Source organism: Arsukibacterium ikkense (assembly GCF_000987775.1).
Lineage (GTDB): Bacteria > Pseudomonadota > Gammaproteobacteria > Enterobacterales > Alteromonadaceae > Alishewanella > Alishewanella ikkense.
In genome coordinates, this window is sequence record NZ_LAHO01000024.1 from 24,091 (window position 1) to 31,856 (window position 7,766).

The window sequence follows — 7,766 nt, forward strand, 5'->3', positions numbered from 1 at the left end:
CTGCTGGCGCTTAGCCAATGATAAATGGGTGGTGCAATACCAGGTCGCTTGCCGGGTAGGCCAGGCAACAATAGGTAAACTGCTGTTGTTTGTCTACGTCGCTTAACGGCTGTGGCTCGTTATAGCGCACTTCACCGCTTTTAAGTTTACAGACACAACTGGTGCAGACGCCTTGCCTGCAGCGGTGCGGGAAATCAATACCTGCACGCAGTGCTGCACTCAGAATGGTTTCACTGTCCTGCACCCTGAAGCTTAGTTGCGCTGGCAGGATGGTGATCAGAAAACTCAAAGTTTGGTTTCCTTTGCCGGCAACACAATACCCAGGCTATGCCAGATGTCATCAACCCGTTGCTTGGTGGCTGGATCCATCACTATTGGCTCGCCCCACTCACGCGTGGTTTCGCCCGGCCATTTATTGGTTGCATCCATGCCCATTTTTGAGCCCAGGCCCGACACTGGCGAAGCAAAGTCGAGGTAATCTATCGGGGTGTTTTCCACCAGGGTGGTATCGCGGGCCGGGTCCATGCGGGTGGTAATGGCCCAGATCACGTCCTGCCAGTCACGGGCATTGATATCGTCATCACAGACAATCACAAACTTGGTATACATAAACTGGCGCAAGTACGACCAGACGCCCATCATCACCCGCTTGGCATGGCCAGGATATTGCTTTTTCATGGTAACAATTGCCAGCCGGTACGAGCAGCCTTCTGGTGGCAGGTAGAAGTCGGTAATTTCTGGAAATTGCTTTTGCAATATTGGCACAAATACTTCATTTAGTGCTACACCCAGAATAGCCGGCTCATCCGGTGGCCGGCCGGTGTAAGTACTGTGATATATCGGGTCCTGGCGCATAGTGATATGGGTAACCGTAAATACCGGGAAGTTATCTACTTCATTGTAATAGCCGGTGTGGTCACCATAAGGGCCTTCCGGCGCCATTTCGCCGGGTGCAATATAGCCTTCCAGCACTATTTCGGCACTGGCCGGTACCTGCAAATCATTGCTGATGCACTTAACCACTTCGGTGTTATCACCGCGTAGCAAGCCGGCAAAGCCATATTCAGATAAGGTATCCGGTACTGGCGTAACGGCACCCAGAATAGTAGCCGGATCGGCACCCAACGCCACCGCTACCGGATAATTCTGGCCCGGATTGGCTTTTTGAAACTCCAGAAAATCCAGCGCGCCACCACGGTGTGATAACCAGCGCATAATCAGTTTGTTTTTGGCCAGCAATTGCTGGCGGTAGATGCCCAGATTCTGCCGCTCTTTATGCGGGCCTCTGGTAACGGTTAAGCCCCAGGTAATTAAGGGGGCGGCGTCGCCTGGCCAGCAGGTCATAATGGGCAGCTGCGTTAAATCAACCTGCTCATCACTCAACACGATTTGCTGACAAGCGGCTTTTTTAACCAGCTTGGGCGACATGTTTAGCACCTGCTTAAATATTGGTAATTTACTCCAGGCATCCTTCAGGCCTTTCGGTGGCTCAGGCTCTTTTAAAAAAGCCAGTAGCTTACCTACTTCCCGTAGCGCGGAGACGTCTTGTTGGCCCATGCCCAGCGCCACCCGTTGCGGCGTGCCAAACAGGTTGGCCAGCACCGGCATGCTATAGCCTTTGGGGTTTTCAAATAAAATAGCCGGGCCACCGGCACGCAGTGTGCGGTCAGCAATTTCAGTCATTTCCAGCACCGGGTCTACTTCTGCAGTTACCCGCACCAACTCGCCGCGTTGTTCCAGCTGGCTAATAAAATCGCGTAGGTCTTTGTATTTCATACTTGGCATCGGGCCTTGTCAGTTATTGGTGGCTATTATACAGCTCTGGCCTGTGCTTGCCAGTTTTGGCCTGCTATGCGGCTGGTCTGGTTAGCCGCGGGCTTTATAATAGCGACAGTGTAGTTAAAGCAGAGTAATACGATGGCCGAGCAGGAAGGGGTTATAAAATATCAGTTAAATTATCAGGTGCAAGCAGTACTCAAGGCTGAGGAGGTTGCGGAGTTAAGCAGCTGGAGGCAGATTATGTTGCAGCTGGGCATGTTAGGCCAGAGCCCGCAGCGGTATGATAATTATGGTTTTGGTAATATCAGCCAGCGCTTTGGCGCCAGCGATCAGTTTATTATTAGCGGTAGCCAGACGGGCGGTATTAGCAAGATAACCGCCGCTGATTATGCGTTAGTCAGTGAATGTCTGGTGGCGCAAAACCAGATAACGGCACTGGGCCAAACCAAACCTTCGTCGGAGGCGATGACCCACGGCCAGTTATATCAGCTTAGCGATCGCATCAATTTTATCATTCATGCTCATTGCCCGCATATCTGGCTGCAGGCCGAAGCACTTGCTTTGCCGCAAACCGGTGCCGGGGTACCTTATGGCACCGTCGCCATGGCCGACGAAGTGGCCCGGCTTTTTACGGAAACCAATGTATTGCAACAAGGAGTTTTTACCATGGCCGGCCATAAAGATGGCGTAGTGGCTTTTGGTAAAACGGCTGAGCAAGCAGGGCAGCGCTTGATCGCAGTTTATGCACTGGCGCTTGGTCGTGATGTTGCGCCTGATTAACGAGTTTTCCCGATCTATAGTTGGTAATACCGCGTAATAATCGCTAGAGTTAAGACAGTGATCATTTACAGAAGATGATGTAGTTGATGGATTTTCCAGCACAAATTAAACAACAAACCTGCAGCGACTGCCTAAGTGGTAAATCTTTAGGCTTCCAAATCCGCATGGCGTTTCAGCCGATAATCGATTGGAAGCATCAGATTATTTGCGGTTATGAAGCACTGGTGCGCGGCCCGCAAGGGCAGGGTGCCGGTTGGGTGTTTGAGCATATCAACGACAGTAATAAATATTATTTTGACCAGGCCTGCCGGGTAAAAGCCATTGAAACGGCAGCCAAGCTGGGTTGCAATACCTACCTGAATATTAACTTTTTACCCAATGCGGTGTACAACCCGGAAACCTGTATTAAAGCCACCATTGAAGCGGCCGACTTATACGGTTTTGATTTAACCAAGCTGGTATTTGAAGTTACCGAAGGCGAGCAAATTCCGGACAAAGACCATTTAAACCGTATTTTTCGCAGCTATGCCAAGCGCGGTTTTAAAACCGCCATCGACGATTACGGTTCAGGCTTTGCTACGCTGGACTGGCTAATTGAATTAAAACCGCATATTTTAAAGCTGGATATGCAGCTAATTCGAAATATCCAGGATAATCCAGCTAAACAATTTATTGTTGAGCAAACCATTGCCCAGTGTGAGCTGCAAGGCACCATGGTGCTGGCAGAAGGGGTGGAAACCAAGGCCGAGCTGGATTGCCTGCTGGGTTTGGGTATTCGTTACTATCAGGGCTATTACTTTGCCCGGCCTGAGCTGGAACGATTAATTACCACCGCCGAGCTAAGCGGCATGTTATAAAAAAGGCGCCGTAGCGCCTTTTTTGCATTTATCGCCTTGGGGCTAAAAATCGTAACTGACTCTGCCATACACCAGCCGGCCTGAGCGACCATAGGGTGAGTAATTAGAAAACGGCGTATTGCCGGTACCATTTAAGTTAATGGGAAAGGCATCTGGATACTCATCTAACAGGTTGTCAGCGCCAAACGCCAGCCGCATATTGGCTGTCAGCTGATAGCGCGCTTCAATATCAATTAAGGTGGTGGCATCCAGGGTAAAGTCGTTAGCTGGGTTGGCATTCGGTGTTAACACTTCACCATAGCGGGTCGCCCTGAAGGTGGCGCCAAAGCGATCTAAACTCCAGTTAACATGCGCTCCCAATTTGTTCTTAGGGTTGCCTTTCTCAAAGGTTAATACGTTTACCCTGCCAAATAACACCGGTGCGGGATCCAGTGCTGACAGCTCAGCCGTTTGCGGGATCCTGGTGACTTTGGTGCTATTTACATTGGCCACCAGGGTTAAATCGAACCGTCCCATACTGTCAGTAAATACCGGATAATTGGCAACAATATCCAGCCCCTGTGTTTCGGTATCCACTCCGTTAATAAAGAAGCGCCCCCCACCAATCCCAATTAAACCCAGCGATTCCAGATAAGCACGGACATTAGGTTGGGTCAGGTTTTCTGACAGCACTATCCTGTCGTCAATGTCGATGCGATAGCCATCAATAGTCAGGGTTAAATCGCCCACCCTGAACACCGCGCCCAATGAAAAATTGACAGACTCCTCCGCGTCTAATGGGCGGGCGCCCAAGGCAATGGCTGCCGGGTCGTTCACCGGGAAGGTGGTAATATCAAATGGAATACCGTCAATAAAGTTAGTTGAGGTGCTGGTAAAGTATTGCTGTTGCAGTGACGGTGCCCTGAAACCATTTTGCAGGCTGCCGCGCAGGCCAACACTGTCGCTGACATCATAACGCAGCGCCAGCTTGCCGGTAACATTATTGCCAAAGTCAGAATAGTCCTCGGCCCGCAGCGCAATAGAACCAAGCAGGTTATCGGTAATATTAGCTTCTAAATCAACGTAAACGCCGACAGCACGCCGGTTTTCATCCACCTCGTTCGCCGGCCGGAATCCCGGAAATACCTGAGAGCCGGACTGCGTCGGGTTACCATTAGGCAGCAACACACCGCCGTTACGATAAGAGTCGGGTTCGCCGGCAAAAATTGAGTAGCCTTCGCGGCGAATCTCCACGCCAGTGGCCAGGTTTACCGGCGAGGCAAAGCTTGCAACGTCGAACGAGGTAACCGCCGATAAGTTAAATACCCACTGGTCGTAATCGAAACCACCGGCGTCAAATTCTGTTTTGCTGCTAGGGCCGATAGAACGGTTTACGGTATTTTCAATGGTAAACGCCATTTCGTTCATGCCATATACCACAGAGGCATCCATGCTCCAGTCAGCCAGTTCCCACTCGTAGCCTACTGCAAAGCTGGTATCAGTAACATCCGGGGCAATAATAGGTAGAAAGCCATCCGGGTGTACTTCAATCACGTTACGGTCATCTATTGCCCGCCGGTAAAAACCGCCAGAGCGGGCCGATCTATCCTGGTAGCTGGCCCAGCCATAAAGCTTGCCGCCATCCAGCAACATTCCAGCATTAGCAAACAAGGTAAATTGCTGCATTTCCGGCTCGCCATACCAGGCGTTAAAGCGCTCGATGGTTTGCTCTCTTGGGTCATACTCGCCGTTAACCCGCGGGTACTGCTGGCGGACGTCATAGCCGCCGCGCTCGGTCCGCTCGGCATCTTTATACTCAGCGGTTAACGTCAGGTAGCCGTTGTTTGGTAAGGCAAACCCTTTCCAGCCGGAGAGGTTAAGGGTTTCGCCATCGTTAACGCTGCGTTTAATCTGGCCTGGTGCACTCCAGGTGGCATCGGCAGGTGGTGGCGTAACCGGTACAGTGTAAGCAGAGTCGCGGTAGCCGTACGACAAGGTGACGCTGCCGCCTTCACTGGCATCACGCAGCCGTACGTTAATTACGCCGGCAATGGCATCAGAGCCATACTGTGCTGAGGCACCGTCTCGCAGTACTTCAACACTGCGAATGGCGGCAGTAGGAATGGTATTTAAGTCTACCGCTGAGCTGCCACGGCCAATGGTTCCATTAACATTCACCAGCGAAGCGGCATGGCGGCGTTTCGAGTTGACTAACACCAACGATTGGTCAGGGCTTAAACCGCGTAAGGTTGCAGGGCGAATAGTATCAGTACCGTCGGCCAGGCCGGGGCGGGGAAAGTTAAATGATGGTAAAGCAATAGACAGCACCTGATTAAGCTCTGTGGAACCCGAGCGCTCCAGAGCTTCAACGCCCACAATATCTATCGGCACGGCGGTATCATCTACCGATCGCCCGGCAACCCGGGTACCGGTTACCACGATTTGCTCAATTTTCTGTTCATCAGCTTGCTGGTTATTGCTGCTCTGAGCCTGCACCCCGAAGGCGGGGCTGAGCAAAGCAGTACTGATCGCCAGTACTAATGGGTGTATAGCGGCACTGCGCATAATAAGCTCCTTGTTGTTATCATTAAAACTTAGGCGGCCACAGCGGGCTTGTCAAACTTCCGCAAACTTTGTGTGTATGATGCAATACTGCTGTTAATAACGGCGGGATCAGTTATTGACCGCGAAGGGTCGTGATCTTTCACTAGAAACAGGTTAGCATGCTACAGACATCCAGATGTCTTTTATATTCGACCAAAGTCGCAGCGAGGCGTGTCCATGCATAAAAATACCAAACTTATCGACGCCGGCCGGGCAAAAAAATATACCGGTTATGCGGTAAACCCTCACCTGGTGCGGGCCTCTACCATAGTGTTTGATACTTTTAGTGAGCTAAAGCAAGCCACTTTGCAGCGTGGTAACCGGGTACCGTTTTATGGCCGGCGCGGTACCGACACCCATTTTGCCCTGCAAGAAGCGATATGTGAGCTGGAAGGCGGTGCTGGCTGTGCGCTGTACCCTTGCGGTGCCGCCGCGGTCAGCGGCGCCTTGCTGGCATTTTTGCAAAGTGGTGATCATCTGCTGATGGTCGATAGCGTTTACGAGCCCACCCGGGCCTTGTGCGATAAGTTGCTAAAAGGTCTGGGTATTGAAACCACCTATTATGATCCGCAAATTGGTGCCGGTATTGCTACACTGCTGCGGCCAAATACTAAAGCGATATTTCTGGAATCACCCGGCTCACTCAGCTTAGAGATACAGGATATTCCGGCTATCTGTGATATTGCCCGCCAGTATAATATCGTGACAATCTTAGATAACACCTGGGCTTCGCCTATTCTGTGTCAGCCTTTTGCAATGGGAGTGGATATTTCCATTCAGGCGGCGACGAAATATATTGTCGGCCACTCTGATGTAATGCTAGGCACCGCCAGTGCCAATGAGCAGCACTGGCCACGCTTGCGTGAGCACAGTTATTTAATGGGTTATTGTGCCTCGGCCGATGATGCCTATACCGCGTTGCGTGGTTTGCGCACCTTAGCCGTAAGGCTGCAACAACATCAGCAAAGCGCACTGACGGTTGCCAACTGGTTGCAACAGCGGCCGGAGGTGGAAACCGTATTGCACCCGGCACTGCCAACTCACCCCGGGCACGCTATTTTTCGGCGTGATTTCAGCGGCAGTAATGGTTTGTTTTCCTTTGTGTTAAAGCAAGGTAGCCAGCAGCAGGTAGAAGCGTTTATCGAGGGTATGGCCCATTTTAAAATGGGCTTTTCCTGGGGCGGATTTGAGAGTTTAATTACCGCCACCATGCAGCTGCAAAAACTGCGCACCGCCAGCCGCTGGCCTTATAGCGGGCCTTTACTGCGGCTGCATATCGGCCTGGAACATGTCGATGACTTACTTGCCGATTTAACGGCAGCATTTGAGCGGCTTAATCAGACAAAGTGAGGTTGCTTGACTAATTCAATAGCGCCAGCTCGTTTTTAAATAAATTGCTATAAACCCTGGCAGGTCGCACAATGCTTTTGGTTAACCCACTAAGCTTTATCAAAAAAGGACAGAATTATGACTCTTCATATCGACCTTATTCCAGTGCTCTCCATCATTGCCGGTATTCTGATACTGATCCGGCCAAAGATTTTAAACTACGTTGTGGCTATTTATCTGATCGCGGTAGGCATCATTCAGATTTTTGGTCTGAAACTTTAGAAGGTAAGCCCGGTGTAATCGACGGGCGAAGATGGGTATGTTCAGCTAACCAACTTTGAAGGACAGGCACAACAGAAAAGATCTGATCAATTATCCATGCCCTCACAGATGTTGATGTTTAGATACTGCGCTAATGCGGTAAAGGAATACGCCTGA

At 50.9% G+C, this 7,766-nt stretch carries 7 protein-coding genes; 4 read left to right on the forward strand and 3 right to left on the reverse strand.

Features of this window, described 5'->3' with window-relative positions; translation table 11 throughout:
- Positions 1-10: 10 nt before the first annotated feature.
- Both WG68_RS18390 and ubiD read right to left on the reverse strand, forming a co-directional pair.
- A complete protein-coding gene (locus WG68_RS18390) occupies positions 11-289 on the reverse strand; it encodes a 2Fe-2S iron-sulfur cluster-binding protein (RefSeq protein WP_046559195.1) in 279 nt (92 codons plus the stop codon).
- Positions 286-1,776 carry a 4-hydroxy-3-polyprenylbenzoate decarboxylase gene (ubiD, locus tag WG68_RS18395; protein ID WP_046559196.1) on the reverse strand — a complete coding sequence of 497 codons (1,491 nt, stop codon included), beginning with the start codon at positions 1,774-1,776 and terminating at the stop codon, positions 286-288. The genes WG68_RS18390 and ubiD overlap by 4 nt, the downstream gene beginning before the upstream one ends.
- A gap of 141 nt (positions 1,777-1,917) precedes the next feature.
- On the opposite strand from ubiD, the gene WG68_RS18400 reads away from it, so the two are divergent.
- Complete coding sequence (locus WG68_RS18400; protein ID WP_046559197.1) at positions 1,918-2,559, forward strand: class II aldolase/adducin family protein; 642 nt, start codon at positions 1,918-1,920, stop codon at positions 2,557-2,559.
- An 86-nt stretch (positions 2,560-2,645) separates the two neighbouring features.
- Positions 2,646-3,416: an EAL domain-containing protein gene (locus WG68_RS18405; RefSeq protein ID WP_046559198.1), complete on the forward strand. Its 771-nt coding sequence runs from the start codon at positions 2,646-2,648 to the stop codon at positions 3,414-3,416.
- Positions 3,417-3,458: 42 nt separating this feature from the next.
- Here WG68_RS18405 and WG68_RS18410 read toward each other — a convergent pair whose 3' ends face one another.
- Positions 3,459-5,960, reverse strand: a complete 2,502-nt coding sequence (locus WG68_RS18410) for a TonB-dependent receptor plug domain-containing protein (protein WP_046559199.1) — start codon at positions 5,958-5,960, stop codon at positions 3,459-3,461.
- Positions 5,961-6,176: 216 nt separating this feature from the next.
- Here WG68_RS18410 and WG68_RS18415 point away from each other — a divergent pair, with 216 nt between their 5' ends.
- Both WG68_RS18415 and WG68_RS19470 read left to right on the forward strand, forming a co-directional pair.
- Entirely contained in the window at positions 6,177-7,349 is a 1,173-nt protein-coding gene (locus WG68_RS18415; protein WP_046559200.1) for a cystathionine beta-lyase, read from the forward strand.
- Between the two features lie 117 nt (positions 7,350-7,466).
- A complete protein-coding gene (locus tag WG68_RS19470) occupies positions 7,467-7,610 on the forward strand; it encodes a DUF3096 domain-containing protein (protein WP_083981981.1) in 144 nt (47 codons plus the stop codon).
- Positions 7,611-7,766: the final 156 nt, after the last annotated feature.